A 25,766-nucleotide genomic window follows, 5' to 3' on the forward strand; every position below is an offset into this window, starting at 1 on the left:
CACCTGATTGCCCGAATCTGTCCGGGCCCGGTTCGGGGGCATCGCCCCTGGTCTGTCAGGATGGAGGCATGGGTCAGCCGGCGGAACGCGAAGCGGGGGAGCGCGCATCACAAGGAGCGGCGCGGTTCGAGCTCCCGCCGGGACAGCGCCTGCAGAAGGGCTGGCCGGTGACGCATTACGGGCCGGTGCCCAAGTTCCGGCCCGAGCGCTGGGAGTTCCGGGTCTTCGGCGCCACCGCCGACGGTGAGAAGCACTGCTGGACCCACGAGGAGTTCACGGCCCTGCCGCACACCGCCGTCGTGGCCGATCTGCACTGCGTCACCAAGTTCAGCATGGTCGGCGCCGAGTGGGGCGGGATCCCGGCGCGCACCATCGTGGACATCGCCCCGCCCGCGCCGGACGTCACCCATGTGATGGTGTGGGCGGAGTACGGCTTCAGCTCCAACCTGCGGCTGGCCGACTTCCTGTCCGAGCGGGCCCTCTTCGCCACCCACAAGGACGGCGAGCTGCTGACCGCCGAGCACGGCTTCCCGCTGCGCCTGATCGTCCCCCATCTGTACGCCTGGAAAGGACCCAAATGGGTCCGCGGCGTGGAGTACATGACCGCCGACCGCCGGGGCTTCTGGGAGGAGCGCGGCTACCACAACGTCGGCGACCCCTGGCGGGAACAGCGCTACTCCTACCAGGAGGAGCCCGGGGACGGCCCCGAGGCCTGACCGGCGGCCCCTCAGAGGTCCCGCAGCTTCTTCAGGCGCTCCACGTCCGCCGCGTGCCCCTCCTTGCCGCCGGGCGTCTCGATGATCAGTGGGACGCCCTCGGTCGCCGGGTGCGTCATCAGGGCCCGGAAGGGATCCTCACCGATGTGTCCGGCGCCAATGTTCGCGTGACGGTCCTTGTGTGCGCCGACCACATCCATCGAGTCATTGGCGTGGATCAGCTTCAGCCGTCCCTCACCGACCGTCTCCACCAGCAGGTCGAGCGTCTGGTGCATCCCGACCGGCCCGGTGAGGTCGTGGCCGGCCGCGAAGACATGGCAGGTGTCCAGGCAGACGCCCAGCTTCGGATGGGAGTCCAGCACCTCGAAGTACGGCCCGAAGTCCCAGGTCCGCGAGCACAGCGAGGAGCCCTGCCCGGCCGTCGACTCCAGCAGCAGGAACGGGTCGTCGTCATGGGTGAGCTCGTCCAGCAGCGGCAGCAGGTGCTCGCGCACCTGCCGCAGCGCCACCGGCCGCTCCCGCCCGCCGGTCGCGCTGCCGGTGTGCACCACCACGCCCAGCGCGCCGATCTCCCGGCCGCGCCGCAGCGAGTGCCGCAGCGACTCCACGGACCGCTCGACGGTCGCCTCTGTGTGGGACCCGAAGTTGATCAGGTACGGGGCGTGCACGTACGCCGGGATCGACGCCGCCGCGCAGGCGGCGCGGAACGCCTCGTCCTGCCGGGGGTTGCCGGCCGGTGTGGCCCAGCCCCGCGGGTTGGCGACGAAGACCTGCACGCTCTCGGCGTTCAGCTCACGGGCGTAGGACAGGCCGACGGAGTGCAGGCCGCCGGCCACGGGGACGTGGCCGCCGATCGGGTTGCGGGCGGGGCCGGACAGGTGACTCTTCACCCGTCAAGGGTGTCATGCGCGCCGGGCCCGCCCGTCGGCGGACTCAGCGGATCTCGATGGTGATCGTCGACCCCTTGGGCGCGGTGTCGCCGCCGTCCACGGACTGGCCCTTGACGGTGTCGCCGAACAGGCCGAGCAGTCCGCGGTCCTCCTCCACCCGGAAACCGGCGGCCTCCAGCTTCTCCTTGGCCTCGTCCACGCCGTCACCGACGACGTCCGGCACCGCGATCATCTCCGGTCCCCTGGACAGGGTCAGGGTCACGGTGTCGCCCTCGGCGGCCTGGCGTCCGGCACCGGGAGACTGCCGGGCCACCCGGCCCGCGTCGTGTTCGGAATGGACCCGCTCGGTGGCGACCTTCACCTTGAGGCCGGCCTCCCGCAGCTCGGCGCGGGCGTCCTCGACGTCGTCACCGCTCACCTCGGGCACGCTCACCGGGCGGCCCTTGCTGACCGTCAGCGCCACCGCGGAGCCCGCGCGGACCTTGGTGCCCTTGCCCGGCTCCGTGGAGATCACGGAGCCCCGGGGGACCGTCCCGCTGAACTCCCGGGTCACCATGCCGGGCTCCAGGCCCTCGTCCTCCAGCAGCGAGCGCGCGTTGTCCAGCGGATAGCCGTCGAGGTCGGGCACCCGCACGGTCCGCGGGCCCCGGGAGAGGGTCAGCGACACCGAGTCGTTGCCGCGGATGCGGGCGCCGGGCGCGGGGTCGGTGCTGATCACCGTGCCCCGCTCGACCGTGTCGCTGTAGGCCTCCTTCACCGGGCCGACGTCCAGCCCGGCGTCCGCCAGCCGGTCCCGGGCCTCGTCCTCGGTCTTCGCCAGCAGCGGCGGGACCTTGATGAACTGGCCGGAGTTGATGTACCACACGCCGCCGCCGAGCCCGAGGACCAGCAGCACGGCCACGACGACCGCCGTCGGGCCGCGCCGCAGCGCCGTACGGCGCCGGGGCGGCAGCGGCGGCGACTGGAGCCGGCTGGTGTGGTGCGGAAAGCCGGCGCCGTCGTCCTCGTCGACGGGCAGCGGGCGGGGCATCGTCAGCCCGCGCGGGATGACGCTCGTACGGTCCTCGGCGTTGTCGTGCTCCGCCGACAGCGCCTGCGGCGGCACCGCGTCCAGCTGCTCGGCACCGAGCCGGCCGCGCCCCGCGCGGACCTGCGCGAGCAGCGCCACCGCGTCGTGCGGACGGACCTCGGGGTGGCGCGCGGTCGCCGACGCGACCAGCTCGTCCAGCTCGTACGCCAGCCCGGGCACGGCGGCCGACGGGGCCGGCACGTCGTCGTGCAGATGCTTGTAGAGCACGATCGCGGGGGAGTCGCCGTCGTGCGGCTTCTCGCCGGTCAGCATCTCGTACAGCAGGATGCCGCAGGCGTAGACGTCCACGCGCGGGTCGGCGGTGCCGCTCTCGATCTGCTCCGGCGCCAGGTACGAGACCGTGCCGAGCACGGTGCCCGTGGTGTTCGTCACCGTGTCCACGGCGCGGACCAGTCCGAAGTCGGCGACCTTGACCCGGCCGTCGTCCCCGATCAGCACGTTCTCGGGCTTCATGTCGCGGTGCACGAACCCGGCCCGGTGCGCCGCGCCGAGCGCGGCCAGCACCGGCTCCAGGATGTCCAGCGCGGCCCGGGGCTGGAGCGCTCCGCGCTCGCGCAGCACGTCGCGCAGGGTGCAGCCGGCGATGTACTCCATCGCCAGGTAGACGTACGCCCCGTCGGTGCCCTGGTCGAAGACCTGCACCACGTTCGGGTGGGCCAGCCGGGCGACGGACTTGGCCTCGCGGATGAACCGCTCGACGAAGGAGGCGTCGGCGGCGAGCGAGGGGTGCATCACCTTGAGCGCGAGGACGCGGTCCAGACGGGTGTCCACGGCCCGGTAGACCGTGGCCATCCCGCCGACCGCGATCCGCGCCTCGACGCGGTACCGGCCGTCGAGCACCTGCCCGACCAGAGGGTCCTGAAGGGTCGTGTCCACGCAGCGAGTCTACGAGCCCCCACCGACACCCCCGACCCGTTCCACCCCCGTTGGAGCGGACCTGTGACGTGCGGGACCGGGCGCGGCAGCGGCGGAGCCTAGAACGCGGGCCGCTCCGGATCCAGCACGGCCATGCCCTCCGCGGGGGAGGACGCCGTGGCGAACCACCGGCGTGGGATCCGCCCCGCCAGCCGCGCGAGCCGCCCCGCCTCCACCGCCGCCCGCATGGCGGACGCCATCAGCACCGGTTCCTGCGCCCGGGTCACCGCCGACGCCAGCATCACCCCCGCACAGCCCAGCTCCATCGCCAGCGCCGCGTCCGAGGCCGTCCCCGCGCCCGCGTCCAGGATCACCGGCACGCGCGCGTGCTCCACGATCAGCTGGAAGTTGTGCGGGTTGCGGATGCCCAGCCCCGACCCGATCGGCGAGCCCAGCGGCATGATCGCCGCGCAGCCGGCGTCCTCCAGCTTCCGGGCCAGCACGGGATCGTCGTTGGTGTACGGCAGCACCGTGAACCCGTCGTCGACCAGCGTCTCCGCCGCCTCCAGCAGCTCGATCGGGTCCGGCAGCAGGGTCCGCTCGTCGGCGATGACCTCCAGCTTGATCAGGTCGGTGCCCAGCGCCTCGCGCGCGAGACGCGCCGTGAGCACGGCCTCCCCGGCGGTGAAGCAGCCCGCGGTGTTCGGCAGCACCCGGATGCCGAGCCGCTCCAGCACCGACAGCACGGAGCCGTGCACCGAGGGGTCCACCCGCCGCATCGCGACGGTCGTCAGCTCCGTGCCGGACGCCACCAGCGCCCGCTCCAGCACGTCGAGGCTCGGCGCCCCGCCGGTGCCCATGATCAGGCGGGACGTGAACGACGTACCGCCGAGGACGAAGGGATCGTCGGCCATGGTCAGCCTCCTTGGACGGCGGTGAGGACTTCCACCCGGTCCCCGTCCGCGAGGGGGGTGGTGGGCCACTGCGCGCGCGGGACGACGGTTTCGTTGAGGGCGGCGGCCACCCCCGAGGGCGCCGCGGTGAGGGACCGGACGACGTGGTCGAGGGGCGTGCCGGGCGCGAACTCCCGGGGCTCCCCGTTGACCGAGACGGTGACCGGGGCGGTCATGCGGGCTGCTCCGTGGGGACGGCGGCGCCGAAGCGCCGGGGGGTGAACGGACGGAATTCCTCCGGCAGTTCGCCGGTGGTCAGGGCGTGCGCCATGATGTCGCCGGTGACCGGGGTCAGCAGGACGCCGTTGCGGTAGTGGCCGGTGGCCAGCAGCAGCCCGTCGAGGCCGGTCGGACCGAGCAGCGGCGCGTTGTCGGGGGAGCCGGGGCGCAGTCCGGCCCGGATCTCGGTGAACGGCAGTTCGGTGATCCCGGGGACCAGCTCGTGGGCGTCGCGCAGCAGCTCGTACACGCCGCCCGCGGTGACCGTGGTGTCCCAGCCCATCTCCTCGCTGGTCGCGCCGATCACCAGCTCGCCGTTCTCGCGCGGCACGAGGTAGACGTGGCTGCCGCGCACCACGGCCCGTACGGTCCGGCTCAGGAAGGGACCGTGCCGCGTGGGCATCGTCAGCCGCACCACCTGCCCCTTCACGGGCCGCACGGGCGGCAGCACGTCCCGCGGGACGCCCGCGAGCCGCCCGCCGAGGCTGCCCGCGGCGAGCACCACCTGTCCGGCGGCCAGCGCGGTGCCGTCGGCGGTGACGACGCCCGTGGCCCGGTCCCCCGCGACGGTGAGCCGCTCGGCCCACGCGCGGTGGATCACGACGCCCGCCCGTTCACAGGCGGTCACCAGCGCCGCCGCCAGCCGCCGCGGATCGATCTGGTGGTCGCCGTCGACCCGCAGACCGCCGCGCACGCCCGGCGCGAGCATCGGCTCCAGCCGCCGGCACTCCCGCCCCGACAGCCACTGCGACTCCAGCCCGCACCGCTGGTGCAGGGCGTGCAGCTCCCGCAGATGGGCGCGGTCGTCGGCGTCCAGCGCCACGGCGAGCGTGCCGCAGCGGCGGTGGCCGAGGTCCTGGCCGGTCAGCTCGGACAGCTCGGCCGCGAAGCCGGGATAGCGCCGCGCGGAGGCGAGGTTCAGGCCGAGCAGGGTCTCCTCGCCGTAGTGCAGCTCGGTGACCGCGGCCAGCATCCCGGCGGCCACCAGGGCGGCGCCGCCGCCCGGTTCGGGGTCCACCACGGTCGTGGCGAGACCGCGCTGCGCGGCCCGCCAGGCCGTGACCAGTCCGATGATTCCGCCCCCGACGACGAGGACGTCCGAGGTACTCGTGGGCGACATGGGCGTCCAGCCCCTCCCTTCGCCGGCATGACCCGGATCAGGTTCGTACGGTCGGAGGCCGCCAGCCTCCCTCTCAGCCCGGTGCGCCCGGGCTCCCGCGAGTGCTTACGCCCGCCACCCTAGCCCTCGGCCCGCCGGCCGGGTAAGGGAGCCTCCGCGCGGCGCCCGCGTTCCTCCGGGTACCGGCTGATCGACGCGGCCCGCGGTGCCTATGGTGATCGGGTGAGCGAGCAGACGCAGCAACCGGGACGCCCCGAGCCGCGGCGGGTGGTGGTGGCGGGCGCGGGCATGGCCGGTGTGCAGACCGCGGCCGCCCTGCGGGAGCAGGGCTTCACCGGCACCGTGACCGTGATCGGCGCCGAGCCCCACCAGCCCTACGACCGGCCGCCGCTGTCCAAGGCGGTGCTGCTGGGCACGGCCGAGGGCTCCGCCTTCGACGTCGACTTCGAGGAACTCGGCATCGGTCTGCGGCTCGGCTGCGAGGTGCTCGGCCTGCGCCCCGCCGACCACGAGCTGGACACGGAGGCCGGGCCCGTCCCGTACGACGTGCTGGTGATCGCCACCGGTGCGGAGCCGGTGCGGCTGCCGGGCTCGGAGGGCGTCCCGGGGGTGCATCTGCTGCGCACCCTGGACGACGCCGAACGGCTGCGGCCGGTCCTCGCGCGGCAGCACGACATCGTGGTGGTGGGCGCCGGCTGGATCGGCGCGGAGTTCGCCACGGCGGCCCGGGAGGCGGGCTGCGCGGTCACCGTCGTGGAGGCCGAGGGCCGGCCGCTGGCCGAGGCGCTGCCCGCCGAGGTGACCGCCCCGATGACCGCCTGGTACGCCGAGGCCGGGGCCGTGCTGCGCACGCACGCGCGCGTGGCGCGGGTGGAGCCCGGCGTCGTGGTCCTGGACGACGGCTCGCGGCTGCCCGCCGGTGCCGTGGTCGTCGGCATCGGGGCCCGGCCCGCCACGGCCTGGCTGGCGGGCTCCGGGATCGAGCTCGGGCAGCGGGGCGAGGTCGTGGCCGACCGCCATCTGATGACCTCCGTGCCGGACGTGTACGCGGTCGGCGACTGCGCCTCCTTCCCGTCGGGGCGCTACGGCGGGCGGCTGCTGGTCCACCACTGGGACAACGCCCTCCAGGGACCGCGCACGGTCGCCGTGAACATCCTCGGCGCGGCCGCCGGCCGGCCCCCGGCGGTGTACGACCCGGTGCCCTACTTCTGGTCCGAGCAGTTCGGGCGGTTCGTGCAGTACGCGGGACATCACGCGGACGCCGACCGGACCGTGTGGCGCGGGGACCCCGCCGGGCCGGCGTGGAGCGTGTGCTGGCTCCGGGAGTCCCGCCTGGTCGCCCTGCTCGCGGTGGGCCGGCCCCGGGACCTGGCCCAGGGGCGGCGGCTGATCGAGGCGGGCACGGCGGTGGACGCGGAGCTGCTGGCGGATCCGGCCAGGCCGCTGAAGTCGGCGACGGCGTGACGCTCCGGCCGGGCGTGTCCGGGCGACGCGTCGGCCCGGGCGGGCGGGGCTGACTTCCGACTGTCAGTGGCAGGTGGCAGGCTTGTACCCGTGACCGAGATTGACGCAAAGATCGATGCTCTCGTCCCCGCCTGGCTCACTCTCCCCGACATCGCCGAACAGCTCGGCGTCGAGGTGACGCGCGTCCGGCAGCTGGTCAAGGAGGGCCAGCTCATCGCCGTACGCCGCGGTGAGAACCGGGCGCTGCACGTCCCCGCCGCCTTCATCGACGGCGACAAGGTGGTCAAGGGCCTGTCCGGCACCCTGACGCTCCTGCGGGACGACGGCTTCACGGACGAAGAGATGCTGGAGTGGCTCTTCACCCCCGACCCCACCCTGCCGGGCACGCCCGCACAGGCACTCGGCGAGAACCGCGGCACGGAGGTGAAGCGCCGGGCCCAGGCGCTCGCGGTCTGAGCCGCGGCCGACCGGCCCCAGCCGAAGAACCGTCCGGCGTCACCCGAGGTGGCGCCGCCCGAACAGCACCGGCCGGGGCACCCCGTGCCCCGGCCGGTGGCCCGTGCACCGGTGCCGCGCGGCGGACGGGCCCGGCATAGGGTCCTGTGCGGCGCGTTCCGCCGGCCCGTGACGGCCGGGGGTGCCCGCCGCCGACACACCGGGCCCGCCGGGCCCGTACGCCGCAGATCCTCCGGGGGGCACCCGTATGACCGACACCGTTCGTGTGACCGACACCGCCCGGGCCCGGCTCGCCGACGCCCGGCTCTACCTCTGCACCGACGCCCGCGAGCGGCAGGGCGATCTCGCGGAGTTCCTGGACGCGGTCCTGGCCGGCGGGGTCGACATCGTGCAGCTCCGCGACAAGGGCATGGAGGCCCGCGAGGAGCTGGAGCACCTGGAGGTGCTGGCGGACGCCTGCGCCCGGCACGGCAAGCTGCTCGCGGTCAACGACCGCGCCGACGTCGCCCACGCCGCCGGCGCCGACGTCCTCCACCTCGGCCAGGGCGACCTGCCCGTGCCCGCCGCCCGCGCCGTCCTCGGCGACGAGGTGCTCATCGGCCGCTCCACCCACACCGAGTCCGAGGCCGCGGCGGCGGCCGTCCAGCCCGGCGTGGACTACTTCTGCACCGGCCCCTGCTGGCCCACCCCCACCAAGCCCGGCCGCCCCGCGCCCGGCCTCGACCTGGTCCGCCGCACCGCCGCCCTCGGCACCGACCGCCCCTGGTTCGCCATCGGCGGCATCGACCTCGGCAACCTCGACGAGGTTCTCGAAGCGGGCGCCCGCCGGGTCGTCGTCGTCCGCGCGCTCACCGAGGCGGACGATCCGGGCGCGGCGGCCGCCGAGTTCGCCGGGCGGCTGCGGCAGGCCGCCGGAAAGGCCCGCTGACCCGTGCGCTTCCGGCGCCGACCCGGCGTGTCACCGGGTGTCCAAGGGATGGACAACAAGTCGGCGTTTCGGACAAATCTCCCGCATCCGGTTGGGGGACCGCCGTCCCCTGGCTAACCTGCCCGTATGGCCCTCGGAACCGCATCCACCAGGACTGATCGCGCACGCACCGTACGCGACATGCTCGCCGCCGGGAAGACGACGTACTCGTTCGAGTTCTGGGCCCCGAAGACGGAGAAGGGCGAGCGCAACCTGTGGGACGCGCTCCGCAGGGTCGAGGCCGTCGCCCCCAGCTTCGTCTCCGTGACGTACGGCGCGGGCGGCTCCACCCGGGCGGGCACGGTGAAGGCGACCGAGCAGATCGCCGCCGACACCACCCTCACCCCGGTCGCCCACCTCACCGCGGTCGACCACTCCATCGCGGAGCTGCGCAACATCATCGGCCAGTACGCCGACGCCGGGATCCGCAACATGCTGGCCGTGCGGGGCGACCCGCCCGGCGACCCCATGGGTGACTGGATACCGCACCCGCAGGGACTGACCTACGCCGCCGAACTCGTCCGGCTCATCAAGGAGTCGGGCGACTTCTGCGTGGGCGTCGCGGCCTTCCCCGAGATGCATCCGCGCTCGGCCGGCTGGGACGCCGACGTCGCGCACTTCGTCGACAAGTGCCGGGCCGGCGCCGACTACGCGATCACCCAGATGTTCTTCCAGCCCGAGTCGTACCTGCGGCTGCGTGACCGAGTCGACGCGGCGGGCTGCGAAACCCCCGTGATCCCCGAGGTCATGCCGGTGACCAGCGTGAAGATGCTGGAACGGTTGCCGAAGCTCAGTAACGCCTCGTTCCCTGACACCCTCAAAGAGCGGATCCTCACAGCGAAGGACGATCCGGCGGCGGTACGCTCCATTGGCATCGAGTTCGCCACGGAGTTCTGCGCGCGGCTGCTGGCCGAAGGAGTGCCCGGACTGCACTTCATCACGCTGAACAACTCCACGGCGACGCTGGAAATCTACGAGAACCTGGGCCTGCACCACCCACCGCAGGCCTAGACCGGTCGCACGCACATACGACACACTGCGTAGCGACCACTGGGAGAGGGGCGTACATGGGCTGGACGGTCCTCTACATCGCGTTCGGCATCGTCGCGCTGTGGCTGCTCGGCGAGGTGCTGCTGCAGTACAAGGCGCGGCTGCGCTGGCGGCTGCTCGCCTTCGGCGGCTTCCTCGGTGTCGTGCTCGGTGTGCTGATCCCGTCCGTCGTCGTCATCGGGCTGGGCGCCGCCGCCTTCGCGGTCGGCCAGACCTATGTGACGCTGTCGTTCCGCCGCGGCTTCGCGTCCGGCTGGGCGGTCAACGCGCCGCTGCTGGCCGCCGCCAAGGGCCGCCGCGGTGACCGCGGGCGCTCGGAACCGACCCTGGAGGTCTCCGACCTGGAGCCGTCCGGCGCCGGCTACGGCGACGCGGCCGACGGCCACCACGACAGCGCCGCCCACGGCACGGACGACGACTACGACCGCGACGACGTGTTCACCCCCGCGCGCGCCGCCCAGCCGGCGGCCGCCGAGACCACCGCCGTCTACGAGCCGCAGCCCCTGCCCGACGACACCGGCTCCTACGGCGTCTACGGCGGCGACAACGGATACGCGGCCCCGTCCCAGGACCAGTACGCGGCGGCCGCCCAGGGCACCGACCAGAACTACGCCTACGACTACTCGGGCTACGGCCAGCAGCAGGGCTACGACACCACCGGCCAGCAGCAGTACGCCGCCTACTCCGACCCGTACATCGGCAACGCGGCGTACGGCGCCACCGGGTACGACACCGGCTACGCCGACCCGCAGCAGTACCAGCAGCAGGGCTACACCCAGGACCCGTACGCGGGCGGCTACGCCGGCGAGACCCCGGCCGGCGGCCTGTGGGTCCCGCAGCAGCGCAGCCCCGAGGACCCGTACGGCGGCGAACTCCCGCCGGAGCAGCCGTACCCCTACCAGGGCGACGGACAGCCCCACGGCAACGGCGGCGGCACCAGCAACGGGTACGACGAGCAGTACCGCTTCTGACCCGCGCTCACTGCGAGCCGCGGAACTCCGGTCCCTCCACGATCAGCCCGGCGGCCAGCGCCCCCGACATCCCGGCGTGCGGGAGACCGCCGCCGGGGTGGGACCAGCCGCCGACCGTGAACAGCCCCGGCAGCCGCGTGCCGGTGGACGGGTGCAGCAGCCGCCCGCCCGCCGCCGCCAGCGCCGGCGCCGGCACCGCGCCGCCCTCCGCACCGGTCTCCCCGGCGATGTCGGCCGGGGTGCGCACCTCGTGCCACAGCAGCCGGTCGCGCAGGTCCGGCACGGCCCGCCCGGCGACCGCGATCAGGTGCTCGGCGAGCGCGTCCGGTGCCCCTTCGGACCCCCCGGGCGCCACCGCCGTCACCGTCACCGCCTCGTGGCCGGCGTCCGGGACCAGCGCCGGGTCGTCCGGCCGCAGGACCGTGACCGTGGGCCGGGCGGGCACCGCCGCGGGGGCACCGAACAGCGACTCAAGCTCCGCCTCCCGGTCCCCGGTGTGCACGACCGTACGGTGCGCGGTCCCCTCCGGACGCCCGCCCCGCAGCGCCAGCAGCACCGTGACCCGGCTCGCCGCGCCCCGCTGGGCCGGAACGTCGTCCGCGGCGCGCACCCGGGTCCCCCGGCAGAGCCGGTCCAGGACCCCGGGCGCCACCCCCGCGACCACGAGGTCCGCCTCCGCCACCGCGCCGTCGGCCAGCTCCACGCCCGCCGCCCGGCCGTCCTTCTCCACGATCCCGGCCGCCTCGGCACCGAAGTGGAACTCCACCCGCCGGGCCAGGCACCGCTCGTACAGCGCCCGCGCCAGCTCCCGCATCCCGCCCCGCACGTACCAGGTGCCGAAGGCGTGCTCCATGTACGGCAGCACGGCCGCGCTCGCCGGGGTCGCGCGGGGGTCGAGGCCGTGGGCGAGCGCGTGGCTCTCCAGCAGCGCGACCAGCCGGGGATCACGCAGCTCCCAGGCGCCGACCTCCGCGAGAGTGCCCGCGACACGGGTACGCAGCAGCCGCTTGTGCGGGACCGCGGGGTAGGGCTCGCGCTCGGCCAGGACCTGCCAGTTGGGCCACAGCGGCTCCTCCAGCAGCGGCCGGCGTGACCGGTCCCAGGCCTCCCGGGCCCGCACCAGGAAGTCGCCCCAGCGCCGGGCGGCGGCCGCGCCGAGGGTCTCCTCCAGGGCGGAGACGACGCCCGCGCGGGAGGTGTTGGGCAGCGACAGGCGCGTGCCGTCCGCGAACACGTGGTGCGACGACGGATCCACCTGGACCAGCTCGACGCACTCCTCCAGCGGCTCCCGGCCGGTCTTCAGGAACAGGTCGCGGTACACGGCGGGCAGGGGGAGCAGCCCCGGCCCGGTGTCGAAGGAGAACCCGTCCCGCTCCCGGCGGCGCAGCGCACCGCCGTACGTCCGCGTCCGCTCGTACACCGCCACCCGGTGGCCCGCGACGGCCAGCCGGGCGGCGGCCGCCATCGCGCCCATCCCGGCGCCGATCACCGCAATCCGTGCCATGCCAGGGACCTTATCGGCCGCCACCGACAGTCCGTGCCCGAGTACCCGCGCCCCCGCCGGGGGGACCAGGCGGCGGCGGGCGCGGGTGGGCGCGGGTGCGCAGGCCTGAGTACCGGTACCTAGTCACCGAGATGAGTACGCGCGCGGAGGGGAGCCGGCCCGCGCGAACGGGAGAGTGGAGACCACGGAGAGGGGCACGGCCCCGGAACCGGCGACACGGGGCGCCGGAACGGGACGGGCCCGCGATCCGCTCCTTCCGTCGGCGCCGTCGGCGGGAGCGAGGCACGGGGGAACCCGGGGGACGACCGCAACGGGGGTTGTGGGGGGACGTACGGGGGAGCACGGAAGGCGCCGGTCCGACCGGTGGCCCGCGGGGGACGCGGCCACCGCCGGACCGGCGCTCTTCGCCGTGCCGCGGGCTCAGGGGCGGCCGCTGACCCGTCCCTGGAGCAGCCGGGAGAGCGCCGCGTGGACCTCGTCCAGGGAGCGCTCCGGCTGGAAGGACTGCCAGTCCAGCGCGGCCACCAGCACCATGCCGACCAGGGCCGCCGCCGTCAGCGGGACGTCGATCTCCTCGCTGAACTCGCCGGTCGCCACGCCCTCGCGCAGCACCCCCTCGACCACCGCCACGGCCTGCTGGCGCACCACCATCAGCGTGGACTGCCAGGCCCGGTTGGTGCGCCACAGCTCGGCCACGTACAGCTGGGTGAAGGCCGGGTAGCGGTCGATGAAGACGAGCCCCGCGCGGATCATCGCGTCCAGGGCGTCGACCTTGCCGCCGCCCTCCCCGGCCGTCCTCTCGGCGGCCTCCCGCAGCGAGGCGGTCAGCAGACCGACCCCGTGCCGCAGCAGCTCCTCGAAGAGGACGGACTTGCTCGCGAAGTTGTAGTAGACGGTGCCCTTCGCGACTCCCGCCCGCTCGGCGATCTCGTCCACGGTGGTGGCGGAGAAGCCCTGCTCGGCGATGAGGGTGACGGCCGCCTCGTAGAGCTTCTGCCGGGTGGCCTCGCGGCGGGCGCTGCCGCCCGGCGTGGTGCTGCTGCGTTCCATGGCCCCGATTCTCACAGCAACGCCGGTCCGCGTGTTCACAGGCTCAGCTCCGGGTGCAGCCGGTCCAGGGTCCACACCTGGCGGCGGCGGGCCGACAGCGCGGTCAGCGCCAGCGCGCCCGCGGTGAAGGCCGCCAGCACGGCGCACGCGAGCCACACCGGCTCCAGGCCGCCGCCGCTGATGAGCCGCCGCAGCGCCGCGACGACGTGGCTCATCGGCAGGAACGGGTGCAGCGCGCTGAAGAAGCCCGGGCTGGTCTGCACGGGGTACGTGCCGCCCGCCGAGGTCAGCTGGAGCATCAGCAGCGCCAGGACGAGGATCCGGCCGGCCGCGCCGAAGCGGGCGTTCAGCCACTGCACGATCGCCGCGAAGCACGCCGTCACCAGGAACAGGAAGCCCACCGTCCCGGCCGCCCGCGCCATCTGCAGTCCGAGCGCCCAGTGCAGCACCGACATCAGCGCCACCGTCTGCGCGACGCCGATCGCCACCACCGGCAGCCAGCCCGCCAGCGCGATCCGCCACGCCGGGGCGCCCGCCGCGAGCGCCCGCCGGTTCATCGGCGCGATCAGCATGTACGCCACCATCGCGCCCACCCACAGGGACAGCGGGATGAAGTAGGGGGCGAAGCCGGTGCCGTAGTCGGGCGCCTTGTGCGGGTCGGCGGAGACGAGGCGGACCGGGTCGGCCATCACCTCGGTGCGCCGGTCGCGGTCCCGCGCGTCGTAGTCGGGGATCCGTCCGGCCCCGTCGTGCAGTCCGCCGGCGAGTTCCCGGGAGCCGTCGACGAGCTTGTAGAGGCCGCCGTTCAGGTCGTCCGCGCCGGTCTTCAGCGCGCCGACGCCCTTGTCCAGGTCCACGGCGCCGGTCTCGGCGGTGCCCAGGCCCTGGTCCAGCTTCTTCGCGCCGGCCGCGACCTTGCCCGCCCCGGCGTTCAGCCTGTTGATCCGGGTGACGGCGTCGTCGAGGTCCTCGGAGAGGTGCGGGGCGCGGCCGGCGAGCGTCCGGGCCTGCTTCTGCAGGGCCGCCAGGTGGGTGTCCAGCTCCTTCAGGCCGGCCTGGTGGTCGGTGACCAGGGCGGCGACGTCGTCGGCGACGTCCGCCGCGCCGGCCGCCGCGTCCCGGGCCTTCTCCAGGTCCGGGCAGGCGGGATCGGGCAGGGCCGCGTCCTCGCAGCGCGTGCGGTACGCATCGTCCAGGGTGCCGGACGCCGCGCGGGCGTCCTTCGCGGCGGCCGGTGCCCTCTCCTCCAGCGCGCCGAGGTCGTCGCGGAGCCCGCCGGCCGCGTCGGCGACGAAGCGGGCCGTGGCGCCGATGCTCTTCTCGTTCTCCCTGAGGAAGGGGCCCACCTCGGCGTCGACCGCGTTCACCTTGCCGGCGAGCAGGCGCGTCCCGTCCGCGACCTTCCGCGAACCGTCCGCCAGGTCGCCCGCGCCCTCGTGGAGGTCCTTCAGGCCCCTGGACAGCTTGCCGCTGCCCTTGCGGGCGTCCTTCAGCCCCGTGGCGAGGTCCTCGGAGCCCTTCTCCGCCTTCCCGATGCCGCCGTTGAGGTCGTCGGCCCCCTTCGCCGCCTTCACGGTCTCGTCGTGGATGCCGGAGAACGAGACGAAGATCCGGTCGAGGAAGGAGCGCGAGGTCTTCGTGGACGCGGCCCGGCGCACCTCGCCGAAGACCGTCCGGGAGATCTGCCCGACGATGTAGTTGTTGGCGTCGTTCGTCCGCACCTGGAGGGCGCCGGCCCCGGGGGAGTCGCCGGAAGCGGAGGCGATGCGGCGGCTGAAGTCGGCGGGCAGCGTCAGCGACAGGTAGTACGTGCCGTCCTCGACCCCGCGGCGGGCCTCGTCCGCGCTCACCTCGCGCCAGTCGAAGGTGCCGCTGTCGCGCAGTCCCCGGGCGATGTCGTCGCCCGCGGTGACCCGCTCGCCGCCGGCGGTCGCCCCCTCGTCGGCGTTGACCAGCGCCACCGGGATCCGGTCCAGACGGCCGTACGGGTCCCAGAACGACCACAGGTACAGCGCGCCGTACAGCAGGGGCAGCACCAGCAGCGCGACCAGGGCCGCGCGCGGCAGCGGGCCCCGGCCGAAGCGGCGGAGCTCAAGAGAGGCCAGTTCCGGCGAGCGCATCGGCCGCCCCCTTCGTGTCGTCGTGCCGGTCGTCCGCCGTGCCGACGACCACCGCGTCGTGCGGTGCCTCGCCGCACACGGCCACCACGGTGGTGCCGGAGGCGGTGAGGGACCTCAGCAGGTCCCAGACCTCGGCCCGTTCGGCGGAGGAGAGCTTCAGGTCGATGTCGTCCACACCGAGCAGCCGGGGCCGCCCCAGCAGCGCCAGGGCCAGCGACAGCCGCAGCGCCTCGACCCGCTCCAGGTCCCGTACGGCGGTGCGCGCGCCCTTGGGCAGTACCGCGAGGTCCAGCCCGGCGCCGGCCAGCGCGGTGTCGACGCGCCGCTTCTCCTCCTCGCGCCGGCGCCCGCCACGCGGACGCAGCAGCCCCTGGCGGAGCGAGTCGCCGAACCGGCGTTGCAGCAGGGCCCGTTCGCGCAGGTGCTCGCCGACGGTGAGGGCCGGGTCGAGGTCGGTCACGCCGGTGACGTGCGCGAGGGCGCTGACCCGGCGCACGGCGGCCATCCGCCCGGGCAGCTCGAACCCGCCGACGCGGGCCGTGCCCTCCGTGGGCCGCATCCGCCCGGTGAGGGCGAGCAGCAGGCAGGTGCGGCCCGACCCGGAGGGCCCCTCGACCGCGATCAGTGAGCCGGGCTCCGCGTCGGCCGAGATCCCGCGGAACGCCCAGCCCCGCGGTCCCCTCAGGCCGAAGTCGCGGGCCTCGACGGCGAGTCCGCACGGACCGTCCACCACGCCCCCTTGTTTGAACTGACTGGTCAGTGCAAAAGTTAGCCCGAACTGGCGTGCGCAGCAAAACCCCAGGTCAGAACGGATTGTCAGTGCCATACCTCACGATGTGCACATACGGCACCTCGTGTCAGGGCGTGCCGTCACGAAGACGACAGGAGGTTCGTCATGGCCAACACGTCCGCAGCCGCGGCCCGTCGGCACCGCGCAACCCGCCCTGCCCCCTCGCCGCACGGCCCGGCGAGCGACATCCACCCCGTGCTGCGCCGCGCCGCGGCCCCGCCCGCCGCCCTCGACCTGCTCGCCCAGGCCCGTGCCGGACTCGACGAGGCCACCGCCCTCGACACACCGAACGAGCGCTACGCGACGGCCCATCTCGCCGCCCTGCGCACCGCCGCCGCCGTCCTCGCCGCCCGCGGACGGCCCGAGACCTCGCCCCGGGCCCGGGCCAGGATCCGCAGCGCCTGGGAAGTGCTCCCCGAGATCGCGCCCGAGCTCACCGAGTGGAGCGCGCTGTTCGCCTCCGGGGCCCGGCGCCGCGCCCGCGCCGAGGCGGGCATCCGGGGCGCGGCGACCGCCCGGGACGCCGACGACCTGATACGGGACGTGGCGGTGTTCCTCCGCCTGGTCGAGCGCATGCTCGTCCTCCAGCCGGTCCTCCCGCACCCCCGCGGCGACGCGGACCACCCCGCGACCCGGGCCCCGGACCCCGGTGCCGGAGGCCTGCCGGACGCGGGCTGACCACGGCGGACGCCGTGCCGCCCGGTCGTTGCCGGCCGCTGTCTCACGAGGGCGTGGGCAGGTGGGCGGGCGCCGCCGGGTAGGCAATAGGGTGGGCAGCGCCTGAACCCCTCCCCGTCCGGTGCCGGCCGGGGAGGGAGCCCGATCGCTCCGCCGAGGTGGCGGTGCAAGCGCCGAGGAGTCAACTGCCGTGTCGGACCCGATGCGATCCCGCGCCTCCCTCCGTACCGCCGTGGTCCGGGAGGTCCTCCAGGACGCCCTGGAGCGCCGGGCCGAGGCCACCGGACGGCAGGCGCTGGACGTCCTCGACACCGGCGGCGGCAGCGGCAACTTCGCGGTGCCGCTGGCCCGGCTCGGCCATCGGGTGACCGTCGTCGACCCCAGTCCCAACGCGCTGTTCGCGCTGGAGCGCCGCGCGGCCGAGGCCGGCGTCGCCGACCGGGTCCAGGGCGTCCAGGGCGACGCCCGCGGACTCTTCGACGTGGCCGAGCGCGGCGGCTACGACGCCGTGCTGTGCCACGGCGTCCTGGAGTACGTCGACGACCCGGCCGAGGGCGTCCGCAACGCGGTGGCCGCCCTGCGCCCCGGCGGCGTCCTCAGCCTGCTCGCCGCGGGCCTCGGCGGCGCGGTGCTCGCCCGCGCCCTCGCCGGTCACTTCACGGAGGCCAGGCAGGCGCTCGACGACCCGAACGGCCGATGGGGCACGGGCGACCCCGTGCCGCGCCGCTTCACCGCCGACCAGCTCACCGCGCTCGTGGAGGGCGCCGGACTCCGGGTCGGTGCCGTGCACGGCGTGCGCGTCTTCGCCGACCTCGTTCCGGGCGTGCTCGTCGACACCGAGCCCGGCGCCCTGGACGCGCTGCTGAAGCTGGAGGCCGCGGCGGCCGAACTGGCCGCCTTCCACTCCGTGGCCACCCAGCTCCATGTGCTCGGTGAGACGCGGGGGACCTCCGGGGCCTGAGTGCCGCGTGGGATGCCCCGCTGATCAGCGGCGCGTCCGCCGTCCCGGCCGCGCATGGAGTGCGCCACAGGCCCCCCGAATGGCGGCTTGGCGCCGTATGATCGAAGGAGACCGCCCGGCATGACGGGTCGGCCGCCGGGGAATGAGAAGCCTCAGCGGACCGGTGCGCGCATGGCGGGAACCGGTTGGCCAATTGGCGCAGAGGGGCGGGTTTCACGGGGGCGATTCCCTGCCTATCCTGAAGGGACCCCCCGGGTCGCCCCGGCGACTGCACGATGAGGAGGACTCCGTGCCGCTCTCGGAGCACGAGCAGCGCATGCTCGAGCAAATGGAGCGAGCGCTGTACGCCGAAGATCCCAAGTTCGCGACGGCGCTCGAGGGAAGCGGGCTGCGTACGTACACCCGGCGACGGGTCTACCAGGCGGTCGCGGGCTTCCTCGTGGGTATTGCGCTCCTCATGGCCGGTATGGTCGCCCAGCAGGTCTGGCTCAGTGTCGTGGGATTCCTCGTGATGCTGGGCTGCGCGGTCCTCGCGGTGACCGGCTGGCGCAAGGCTCCCAAGCCGGGCGAGCAGCCCGCCGCCGCCGGCACCCCAGGTGCGCCGCAGGCGGGCCGTCAGGGCAGACAGCGCCGCTCCGTGATGGACCGCATCGAGGAGCGCTGGCAGCGCCGCCGCGACGAACAGGGCGGCCACTAGGCGCTCAGGGCCCCCGGGCCCGGCCCCGGAACAGACGTCAGGACATGCGTCGGGGGGGTGACCACCGAGCCGGTGGTCACCCCCCCGACGCATGTCCTCGAGGAATCGTCGCGCCCGCACCAACGTCCGATGACGGTCGGCGGGTCCGGTGCGTCGGGCCGACCACCGCGCCGCCGACTGCCGGCCCGGCCCGGCGCGGTCGGCGGGACGGCCGAGGCCGTCCCGCCCTCCCGTTCAGCCCTGCTGCCGCGACGGCTTCCGCCAGGCCGGCCGCATCGCGGCGACCCGCTCGCGCACGCCCGACCACCGGGCCGACACCGCCCACACCACGCGCACGGTGGAGCGCGGGGCGAACACCGCGCGCAGACGCGTCCACCGGCTCACCCGGGCCCGCAGACCCGCGCCCGCCCGGCGCACATCGTCCGTCAGACCCGGCGCCGGCCGCGGCCGCGGCGCGTACAGGACCTGCTCCACCGCGTCGGCCACCCGGTGCACCGAAGCCGCCGCACCCTGCTCCAGACGGCCGAGCCGCACGATCCTCGCCGCCGCCCCGCGCGGGGTCAGCGACTCGTCCGGCGAGATGCCGAGGTCCCACGCCGTGTCGGTCAGCTCGTCCCAGACGGCCAGGACGTACGCTCCCGCGTCCGCCTCCGAGCGGCCGTGCCCACCCAGGCGCACCGCCCGCGTCCTCGTCCGCCACAGCATCGGCGCCAGCGGAAGCAGCAGCACGGCGAGACCGGCCAGCACCCACGCCGGCACCACGTACCACTCCGGCCCGTCGTCGCCGCCGGGCAGGGCCGCGGCCGGCGACTCGTCGTCGCACGCCTCCAGCTTCTTCTCCTGCGCCGTGCAGCTCTCGCTCTGCGAGGGCGCGGCCGACGGCTCCACCGGCGCCGCCCGGGACGGCCGGGCCGGGTCCGGCACCGAACTGTCCGCGGCGTCCGGCACGGTGTACGACGGCGTCGAACCGCGGGTCGGGGTCGGCTCGAAGCGGGTCCAGCCCACCCCCTCGAAGTACAGCTCCGGCCAGGCGTGCGCGTCGCGCAGCCCGACCGCGATCGTGCCGTCCGCCTGCGGGGTGCCGGGCGCGAAGCCCACGGCCACCCGCGCCGGTATGCCCAGCGAACGGGCCATCGACGCCATCGCGAACGAGAAGTGCACACAGAAGCCCTGCTTGTCGCGCAGGAAGCGGGCGATCGCCCGCGAGCCGCTGCCGACGTCCACCTCGGTGTCGTACTCGAAGCCGCCGTTCAGCGTGAAGTACTCCTGGAGCCTGACCGCCCGCTCGTAGTCGTTGTCCGCGCCCTCGGTGACCTCGCGGGCGGTCCGGGACACCACGCCCGGCAGGGAGTCCGGCAGCTCGGTGTACTCGCGCAGCAGGGCGGGCGGCGGCTGCTCCGCGCCGGCCAGCTGCTCCGGCGTCGGCCGCACCTGGAGGCTGCGCACCTCGTACGACAGACCGCGCGTGTTCTGCCCGTGGTCGCCGACCAGGGTCATGCCGACCGGTTCGTAGCGCCAGTTGCCCCTGATGCTCACCCCGCTCGGCGGGTACGGCATCGGCAGCCAGTCCTGGGCGTACCAGTCGGCGGTCGAGATCGTGGCGACGACCCCGGTGCGCCTGGTGTCCGGGCCGAGGCCCGGCGGGGTCGGGAACGCCCCGTCGGGCACGGTGGTGATGGACCGCTTCGACGGCTTCCACGTGGTGCCGTCGAAGTCGTCCAGGGACACGATGCGCAGGTACAGGTCCGTCACGTCCGCCGTGTCGGAGCGCACCGACATGACCTGCCGGTCCTCGTCCACGTTCAGTGAGTCGCGCAGCGACACCAGCGGGTTCACCGCGGAGATGGTGCCGCCCCCGCCGGTGCCCGAGCCGACGCCCGCACCGGTGGCGTCCAGCAGACCGCCGTTCATCGCGGGCAGACCGAGCGGCACCACCAGGGCGATCCCCAGCGCGACCGCACCGATCCGCCGGCCGGTGCGCACCGGGGCGACGGCACCGGGCGGCCGCTCACCGGGCCCGCTCGGTGCCCCGCCGAAGACCCGGCCCCACTGGGAGAGCCGGTCGCGCCCCTCGGCGAGCAGCAGCATCAGATAGCCCGCCGCCGCCAGCAGGAACCACAGCCAGTCGACGCCGTTGTCCGACAGTCCCGCCGCCACCGAGTACAGGGCGAGCAGCGGCAGCCCGGCCGGGGCCGCGCTGCGGAAGGTCACCGCGAGGGTGTCCACCAGCAGCCCGATCAGCACGACACCGCCGATGAGCATCAGCCGGATGCCGTCGGACAGCGGCGCCGGGATCGCGTACCGGCTGACGTCGTCGCCGCCCTGCTCCAGCAGCCCGGCGAAGACACCGAAGGCGTCGGGGCCGGGTATCAGCCCGACGACGGCGTGTTCCCGCGCGAAGAGCAGGGTGAGCAGCATCAGGGTGACCAGGGCCTGGAGCCCCACCGTCACCGGACGCGCCAGCGGCACCCGCCGCGCCGCCGCGCCCGCGCCCGACTGCACCGCCAGCACCAGCGCCGCCTGGAGCATCCAGGACGCCGGTTCGACCAGCGGCAGCAGGGCGCACGCCGCCATCAGTGTGGCCGCCCACGCGCACAGCGCCAGCCTCGCCCGTCCGCTGATCACGGTCCCTCCCCACCACTCGCCGCGGTCAGGCCCGAGCGCTCCCGGTCCGCCTGCCGCCACAGCTCCTCCAGCGGGGTGCCCCGCGGTACCGCCAGGGCCGTCCAGCCCGCCTCGCGCAACATCCGCAGCCGCTCCCCGCTCCCGTCCGACGGGCCGGCCACGTCGGCCGGTTCCCGCAGCCAGGACTCACCGTCCAGCAGGAAGGCGATGGCGCCTCCGCTGCGCTGCCGCATCCGGGCGAGCACCGCGGCCTGCTCCTCGTCGAGGTCCCCGAGGAAGGCCACCAGCAGCCCCTCGTTCCCGCCGCGCAGCACGTCGTAGGCGCGGGACAGACCGGCCTCGTCGGAGTGGTCCACCACGGCGAGGGTGTCCATCATCAGCCCGGCCGCGTCCGCCGACTGCTGGCTCGCGCCCGCGAACCCGTCGGAGCCCTCGCCGGGCACCGAGCTCCCGGTGTCGGTCAGCAGCCGCACCGAGAACCCCCGCTCCAGCATGTGCACCAGCACGGAGGCGGCCCCCGACACCGCCCACTCGAAGGCCGAGTCGGGGCCGGCGCCCGTGTAGGCGACGGCCCGGGTGTCCAGCAGCACCGTGCACCGGGCGCGCTGCGGCTGCTCCTCGCGGCGCACCATCAGCTCGCCGTAGCGCGCGGTGGAGCGCCAGTGCACTCGGCGCAGGTCGTCGCCGTAGCGGTAGCCGCGCGGGATCACGTCGTCGTCGCCGGCCAGCGCCAGCGAGCGCTGCCGCCCGTCGCCGTACCCCTTCGCCTCGCCGGTCAGCCGCACCGGAGGCAGCGGCTCCACGCGCGGGATCACCGTCAGTGTGTCGTACGTCGCGAAGGACCGGGTCAGCTCGCACATCCCGAACGGGTCGCTCAGCCGCAGCTGGAGCGGGCCCAGCGGATAGCGGCCGCGCAGATCGGAGCGGACCCGGTAGGACACCTCGCGGTGCCCGCCCGCCTCGACCCGGTCCAGCACGAAGCGCGGACGCGGGCCGAGGACGTAGGGCACCCGGTCCTGGAGCATCAGCAGGCCCGTCGGCATCCGCGAGACGTTCTCCATCCGCAGGTGCACCCGCGCCTCGGAGCCGGCGGGCACCCGCCCGGGGGACAGCCGGCGGCTGCCCGCCACCCGGTAGCGGGTGCGGTAGAGCACGGCCGCGCACACCAGCGGCAGCACCGCCAGCAGCAGGCCCACCCGCAGCAGATCGCTCTGCCCGAGCACGTACGCGCAGACCGCGGCCGCCACACCGGCGGCCAGGAAGGAACGCCCGCGGGTGGTGAGTCCCGCCAGCGCCGTGCGGACGCCGCCCCGCTCGCCCCGGTCGCCCTCCGCGTGGACGGCGCCCGCGGTGGTCATCACAGCCTCCGGGGCGGCTGGCCGTACGCCTGGCCGGCGCGGCCCAGGCCGGGCTGCTGCGCGGGCACCGGGGTGCGCTGCAGGATCTCCTGCACCACCTGCTCCGCGGTACGGCGGTTCAACTGGGCCTGGGCGGTGGGCAGCAGCCGGTGGGCGAGCACGGCCACGGCGAGCGCCTGCACGTCGTCCGGCAGCGCGTACTCCCGGCCGCCGAGGGCCGCGGACGCCTTCGCCGCGCGCAGCAGGTGCAGCGTGGCGCGCGGGGAGGCGCCGAGTCTGAGGTCGGGGTGCGTGCGGGTGGCGGAGACCAGCTCCACCGCGTACCGGCGCACCGGCTCGGCCACGTGCACGCCGCGCACCGCCTCGATCAGCTTCACGATCTCGTGGGCGTGCGCCACCGGCTGGAGGTCCTCCAGCGGGGAGACCCCACCGTGCACGTCCAGCATCTGCAGCTCCGCCTCCGCGCTCGGATAGCCGACCGAGACACGGGCCATGAAGCGGTCGCGCTGGGCCTCCGGCAGCGGGTAGGTGCCCTCCATCTCGACCGGGTTCTGGGTCGCCACGACCATGAAGGGGCTGGGCAGTTCGTAGGTCTTGCCGTCGATGGTGACCTGGCGCTCCTCCATCGACTCCAGCAGCGCCGACTGCGTCTTCGGCGACGCGCGGTTGATCTCGTCGCCGATCACCACCTGCGCGAAGATGGCGCCCGGCTTGAACTCGAAGTCACGGCGCTGCTGGTCCCAGATCGACACCCCGGTGATGTCCGAGGGCAGCAGGTCCGGCGTGAACTGGATCCGCCGGACCGAGCAGTCGATGGACCGCGCCAGTGTCTTGGCCAGCATTGTCTTGCCGACTCCCGGGACATCCTCGATGAGCAGATGTCCCTCGGCGAGCAGTACGGTCAGCGAGAGCCGTACGACCTCGGGCTTTCCCTCGATCACGCCTTCCACCGAACTCCGCACGCGCTCCACCACGGCGGTCAGATCAGTGAGGCTCGCTCGATCGTCATAGGTCGTCACCCGGCCCTCCTCGGCCTTTCCCCACGCTCCGGGAGGAGCGGGGTCCCCAAATGTCCCGGGCCGACGCCTTGCTGCGCGGACCGGCCCACCCCGAATCACGGACACCACGCGGGAAAAGTTCCGCGTGCCACCACTCCCGCATTCTTGCCGCCGTTACCGTTTCGTGTCACTCGCCTGTGGACAACCGGCGGCGGCACGCGGCGCCTCGCGGGCTTCACGGAGGCCGGATCCGGGTGGACTCCGGGGCGGGCGGCCTGCGCTTCCGTCGGGTCAGGCGGGGTCGATCTCCCGCAGCAGACCCGTTTTCACGTCGAAGACGAAGCCCCGTACGTCGTCGGTGTGCAGCAGGAACGGAGAGGTCCGCACCCGCTGCATCGACTGCCGTACGTCCTGGTCGACGTCCCGGAAGGCCTCCACGGCCCAGGCGGGACGCTGGCCCACCTCCATCTCCAGGTCGTGCCGGAACTCCTCGGTGATGGCCTCCAGGCCGCAGCCGGTGTGGTGGATGAGGACCACGCTGCGGGTGCCCAGGGCACGCTGGCTGATGGTCAGCGAGCGGATCACGTCGTCGGTGACGACGCCGCCCGCGTTGCGGATGGTGTGGCAGTCACCGAGCGAGAGGCCGAGCGCGTCGTGCAGGTCGAGGCGTGCGTCCATGCAGGCCACGACGGCGACGTGCAGTACGGGACGGGCGTCCATGCCGGGATCGGTGAAGGCGGCGGCGTACTGCTGGTTGGCCTCGACCAGGCGGTCGGTGACCGTGCCGTGGCCGACGGCGGTGTTCGCGGAACCGGCGGGAACGGATGCAGAAGTCGTCATACCCATGACGGTACTGGTCACAGCGGCGTCAGGCCCGTTGTGAGAGGGGACAAAGAACGTCAGCGGTTCTTGGAGTGAGGTAACCCACAGGGGTGGAGTGGTCTCCCTCCCACGGGTGATTCCCCCGCCGTACGTCTTGACCCCGCCGTGCGGACCCGCGACGCGCAGGCCGGTTGATTGACCGGGCGACACCGTGGACTAAAGTGACGCGAAGCGGGAGGCGAGACCGCCCGCTGCACTGATTTCCCCGGAGATCCCGGCGACGACCCGGGGAACTCCCCGCGTGCGCGGCGCGTACGCACGGCTCGGCCTCCTCCCGCCGCCGGCCGGCTGACGCCTCCGGCGCCGGCCGCCCCTTCACCGGGGGAGTGCGGGAACCCGGCGGTGCGTGACGGCCGTGCCGGACCTGAGAGGGCCAGTTGAGCCAGAGTCGACACGTCCCGGTGATGCTCCAGCGGTGCCTGGACCTGTTGGCGCCCGCCCTGGAGCGGCCGGGAGCGGTGGTGGTCGACTGCACCCTCGGCCTCGGCGGCCACAGCGAGGCCCTGCTCCGGCGGTTCCCCGAGGCGCGGCTCGTCGCCCTGGACCGCGACAAGGAGGCCCTGCGCCTGTCCGGCGAGCGGCTCGCGCCCTTCGGCGAGCGGGCCACCCTGGTGCACGCCGTCTACGACGAACTCCCCGACGTCCTCGCCCGGCTCGGCCTGCCGCGCGTACAGGGCGTCCTGTTCGACCTCGGGGTGTCCTCCATGCAGCTCGACGAGGCCGACCGCGGCTTCGCCTATGCCCAGGACGCCCCGCTCGACATGCGCATGGACCAGACGACCGGCATCAGCGCCGCCGAGGTCCTCAACACCTACCCGCCCGGCGAACTCGTGCGCATCCTGCGCGCCTACGGCGAGGAGAAGCAGGCCAAGCGGATCGTGTCGGCGATCGTGCGCGAGCGCGCCCGGGAGCCGTTCACCACCAGCGCGCGCCTGGTCGAGCTGATCCGGGACGCGCTGCCGCAGGCCGCCAAGCGCACCGGCGGCAACCCGGCCAAGCGCACCTTCCAGGCCCTGCGGATCGAGGTCAACGGCGAGCTGTCGGTGCTGGAGCGGGCGATCCCGGCGGCGGTGAAGGCACTCGGCGTCGGCGGACGGATCGCCGTGCTGTCGTACCACTCCCTCGAGGACCGCCTCGTCAAGCAGGTGTTCGCGGCCGGCGCCGCCGTCACCGCCCCGCCCGGGCTCCCGGTCGTGCCCGAGCACCACCAGCCCCGGCTCAAGCTGCTCACGCGCGGTGCCGAACTTCCCACCGAGGAGGAGATCGCCGAGAACCGCCGGGCGGCCCCCGCGCGGCTGCGCGGCGCCGAGCGGATCCGGGAGGACGTCGATTGAGGCACGTGACGGCGCCCG

The 25,766-nt window shown here is 74.4% G+C and carries 23 protein-coding genes and 1 riboswitch; of the genes, 10 read left to right on the top strand and 13 right to left on the bottom strand.

The genetic code is table 11. From position 1 onward, the window contains the following. Positions 1-68 precede the first annotated feature (68 nt). Complete coding sequence (locus FHX78_RS25870) at positions 69-716, top strand: sulfite oxidase-like oxidoreductase (RefSeq protein WP_145869800.1); 648 nt, start codon at positions 69-71, stop codon at positions 714-716. Between the two features lie 11 nt (positions 717-727). Here the strand turns inward: FHX78_RS25870 and FHX78_RS25875 are convergent, their stop codons facing one another. The 5 genes from FHX78_RS25875 to thiO all read right to left on the bottom strand — a co-directional run bounded on the left by FHX78_RS25875 (position 728) and on the right by thiO (position 5,843). Beyond that, entirely contained in the window at positions 728-1,606 is an 879-nt protein-coding gene (locus FHX78_RS25875; protein ID WP_145869801.1) for a deoxyribonuclease IV, read from the bottom strand. A 43-nt stretch (positions 1,607-1,649) separates the two neighbouring features. Continuing rightward, positions 1,650-3,572 (bottom strand): Stk1 family PASTA domain-containing Ser/Thr kinase, encoded by a 1,923-nt coding sequence (gene pknB / locus FHX78_RS25880; RefSeq protein ID WP_145869802.1) that lies wholly within the window; start codon positions 3,570-3,572, stop codon positions 1,650-1,652. A gap of 98 nt (positions 3,573-3,670) precedes the next feature. Further along, entirely contained in the window at positions 3,671-4,465 is a 795-nt protein-coding gene (locus FHX78_RS25885; protein WP_145869803.1) for a thiazole synthase, read from the bottom strand. 2 nt (positions 4,466-4,467) lie between these two features. Further along, the gene (thiS, locus tag FHX78_RS25890) at positions 4,468-4,680 is read right to left on the bottom strand and encodes a sulfur carrier protein ThiS (RefSeq protein WP_145869804.1); all 213 of its coding nucleotides are present in this window, start codon (positions 4,678-4,680) and stop codon (positions 4,468-4,470) included. Next, on the bottom strand, positions 4,677-5,843 hold the full coding sequence (gene thiO, locus FHX78_RS25895) for a glycine oxidase ThiO (protein ID WP_145869805.1): 1,167 nt from the start codon (positions 5,841-5,843) through the stop codon (positions 4,677-4,679). Before thiO ends, thiS begins: the two co-directional genes overlap by 4 nt. Continuing rightward, positions 5,841-5,952: riboswitch (TPP riboswitch) on the bottom strand. It overlaps the preceding gene by 3 nt. A 113-nt stretch (positions 5,953-6,065) precedes the next feature. Between thiO and FHX78_RS25900 the strand changes: the two genes are divergently transcribed. The 5 genes from FHX78_RS25900 (at position 6,066) to FHX78_RS25920 (ending at position 10,751) form a co-directional block, all read left to right on the top strand. Further along, positions 6,066-7,307, top strand: coding sequence for an NAD(P)/FAD-dependent oxidoreductase (locus FHX78_RS25900; RefSeq protein WP_189908694.1), 1,242 nt, complete (start codon positions 6,066-6,068; stop codon positions 7,305-7,307). A gap of 90 nt (positions 7,308-7,397) precedes the next feature. Further along, positions 7,398-7,763, top strand: coding sequence for an Rv2175c family DNA-binding protein (locus FHX78_RS25905; protein WP_145869806.1), 366 nt, complete (start codon positions 7,398-7,400; stop codon positions 7,761-7,763). Positions 7,764-8,010: 247 nt separating this feature from the next. Further along, the gene (gene thiE, locus FHX78_RS25910; RefSeq protein ID WP_145869807.1) at positions 8,011-8,691 is read left to right on the top strand and encodes a thiamine phosphate synthase; all 681 of its coding nucleotides are present in this window, start codon (positions 8,011-8,013) and stop codon (positions 8,689-8,691) included. A 126-nt stretch (positions 8,692-8,817) separates the two neighbouring features. Continuing rightward, positions 8,818-9,741, top strand: a complete 924-nt coding sequence (metF, locus tag FHX78_RS25915) for a methylenetetrahydrofolate reductase [NAD(P)H] (RefSeq protein ID WP_145869808.1) — start codon at positions 8,818-8,820, stop codon at positions 9,739-9,741. Between the two features lie 56 nt (positions 9,742-9,797). Then, positions 9,798-10,751, top strand: a complete 954-nt coding sequence (locus FHX78_RS25920; protein WP_145869809.1) for an SCO2102 family sporulation regulator — start codon at positions 9,798-9,800, stop codon at positions 10,749-10,751. Between the two features lie 7 nt (positions 10,752-10,758). On the opposite strand, the gene FHX78_RS25925 is transcribed toward FHX78_RS25920, so the two are convergent. The 4 genes from FHX78_RS25925 to FHX78_RS25940 all read right to left on the bottom strand — a co-directional run bounded on the left by FHX78_RS25925 (position 10,759) and on the right by FHX78_RS25940 (position 16,155). After that, positions 10,759-12,255, bottom strand: coding sequence for a phytoene desaturase family protein (locus tag FHX78_RS25925; protein ID WP_145869810.1), 1,497 nt, complete (start codon positions 12,253-12,255; stop codon positions 10,759-10,761). 420 nt (positions 12,256-12,675) lie between these two features. Next, a complete protein-coding gene (locus FHX78_RS25930) occupies positions 12,676-13,305 on the bottom strand; it encodes a TetR/AcrR family transcriptional regulator (RefSeq protein WP_145869811.1) in 630 nt (209 codons plus the stop codon). Between the two features lie 35 nt (positions 13,306-13,340). Then, positions 13,341-15,425 (bottom strand): YhgE/Pip domain-containing protein, encoded by a 2,085-nt coding sequence (locus tag FHX78_RS25935; protein ID WP_145869812.1) that lies wholly within the window; start codon positions 15,423-15,425, stop codon positions 13,341-13,343. Beyond that, on the bottom strand, positions 15,397-16,155 hold the full coding sequence (locus FHX78_RS25940; RefSeq protein ID WP_229924094.1) for an ATP-binding cassette domain-containing protein: 759 nt from the start codon (positions 16,153-16,155) through the stop codon (positions 15,397-15,399). The genes FHX78_RS25935 and FHX78_RS25940 overlap by 29 nt, the downstream gene beginning before the upstream one ends. Before the next feature lie 165 nt (positions 16,156-16,320). Between FHX78_RS25940 and FHX78_RS25945 the strand changes: the two genes are divergently transcribed. The 3 genes from FHX78_RS25945 (at position 16,321) to FHX78_RS25955 (ending at position 18,551) form a co-directional block, all read left to right on the top strand. After that, positions 16,321-16,893, top strand: a complete 573-nt coding sequence (locus FHX78_RS25945; RefSeq protein ID WP_145869814.1) for an SAV_6107 family HEPN domain-containing protein — start codon at positions 16,321-16,323, stop codon at positions 16,891-16,893. A 190-nt stretch (positions 16,894-17,083) separates the two neighbouring features. Continuing rightward, positions 17,084-17,854 (top strand): class I SAM-dependent methyltransferase, encoded by a 771-nt coding sequence (locus FHX78_RS25950; protein ID WP_167531856.1) that lies wholly within the window; start codon positions 17,084-17,086, stop codon positions 17,852-17,854. Between the two features lie 289 nt (positions 17,855-18,143). Beyond that, the gene (locus FHX78_RS25955) at positions 18,144-18,551 is read left to right on the top strand and encodes a DUF3040 domain-containing protein (protein WP_145869815.1); all 408 of its coding nucleotides are present in this window, start codon (positions 18,144-18,146) and stop codon (positions 18,549-18,551) included. A 234-nt stretch (positions 18,552-18,785) separates the two neighbouring features. On the opposite strand, the gene FHX78_RS25960 is transcribed toward FHX78_RS25955, so the two are convergent. The 4 genes from FHX78_RS25960 to FHX78_RS25975 form a co-directional block, all read right to left on the bottom strand. Then, the gene (locus FHX78_RS25960; RefSeq protein WP_189908696.1) at positions 18,786-21,125 is read right to left on the bottom strand and encodes a transglutaminase TgpA family protein; all 2,340 of its coding nucleotides are present in this window, start codon (positions 21,123-21,125) and stop codon (positions 18,786-18,788) included. A 47-nt stretch (positions 21,126-21,172) separates the two neighbouring features. Further along, positions 21,173-22,534: a DUF58 domain-containing protein gene (locus FHX78_RS25965; protein ID WP_145869817.1), complete on the bottom strand. Its 1,362-nt coding sequence runs from the start codon at positions 22,532-22,534 to the stop codon at positions 21,173-21,175. Further along, a complete protein-coding gene (locus tag FHX78_RS25970) occupies positions 22,534-23,553 on the bottom strand; it encodes an AAA family ATPase (RefSeq protein WP_145869818.1) in 1,020 nt (339 codons plus the stop codon). The genes FHX78_RS25965 and FHX78_RS25970 overlap by 1 nt, the downstream gene beginning before the upstream one ends. A 270-nt stretch (positions 23,554-23,823) precedes the next feature. Continuing rightward, positions 23,824-24,372: a beta-class carbonic anhydrase gene (locus FHX78_RS25975; RefSeq protein WP_145869819.1), complete on the bottom strand. Its 549-nt coding sequence runs from the start codon at positions 24,370-24,372 to the stop codon at positions 23,824-23,826. A gap of 419 nt (positions 24,373-24,791) precedes the next feature. Between FHX78_RS25975 and rsmH the strand changes: the two genes are divergently transcribed. After that, entirely contained in the window at positions 24,792-25,748 is a 957-nt protein-coding gene (gene rsmH, locus FHX78_RS25980; protein WP_145869820.1) for a 16S rRNA (cytosine(1402)-N(4))-methyltransferase RsmH, read from the top strand. The last annotated feature ends 18 nt before the right edge of the window (positions 25,749-25,766 follow it).

The organism is Streptomyces capillispiralis (assembly GCF_007829875.1).
GTDB classification, from domain to species: domain Bacteria; phylum Actinomycetota; class Actinomycetes; order Streptomycetales; family Streptomycetaceae; genus Streptomyces; species Streptomyces capillispiralis.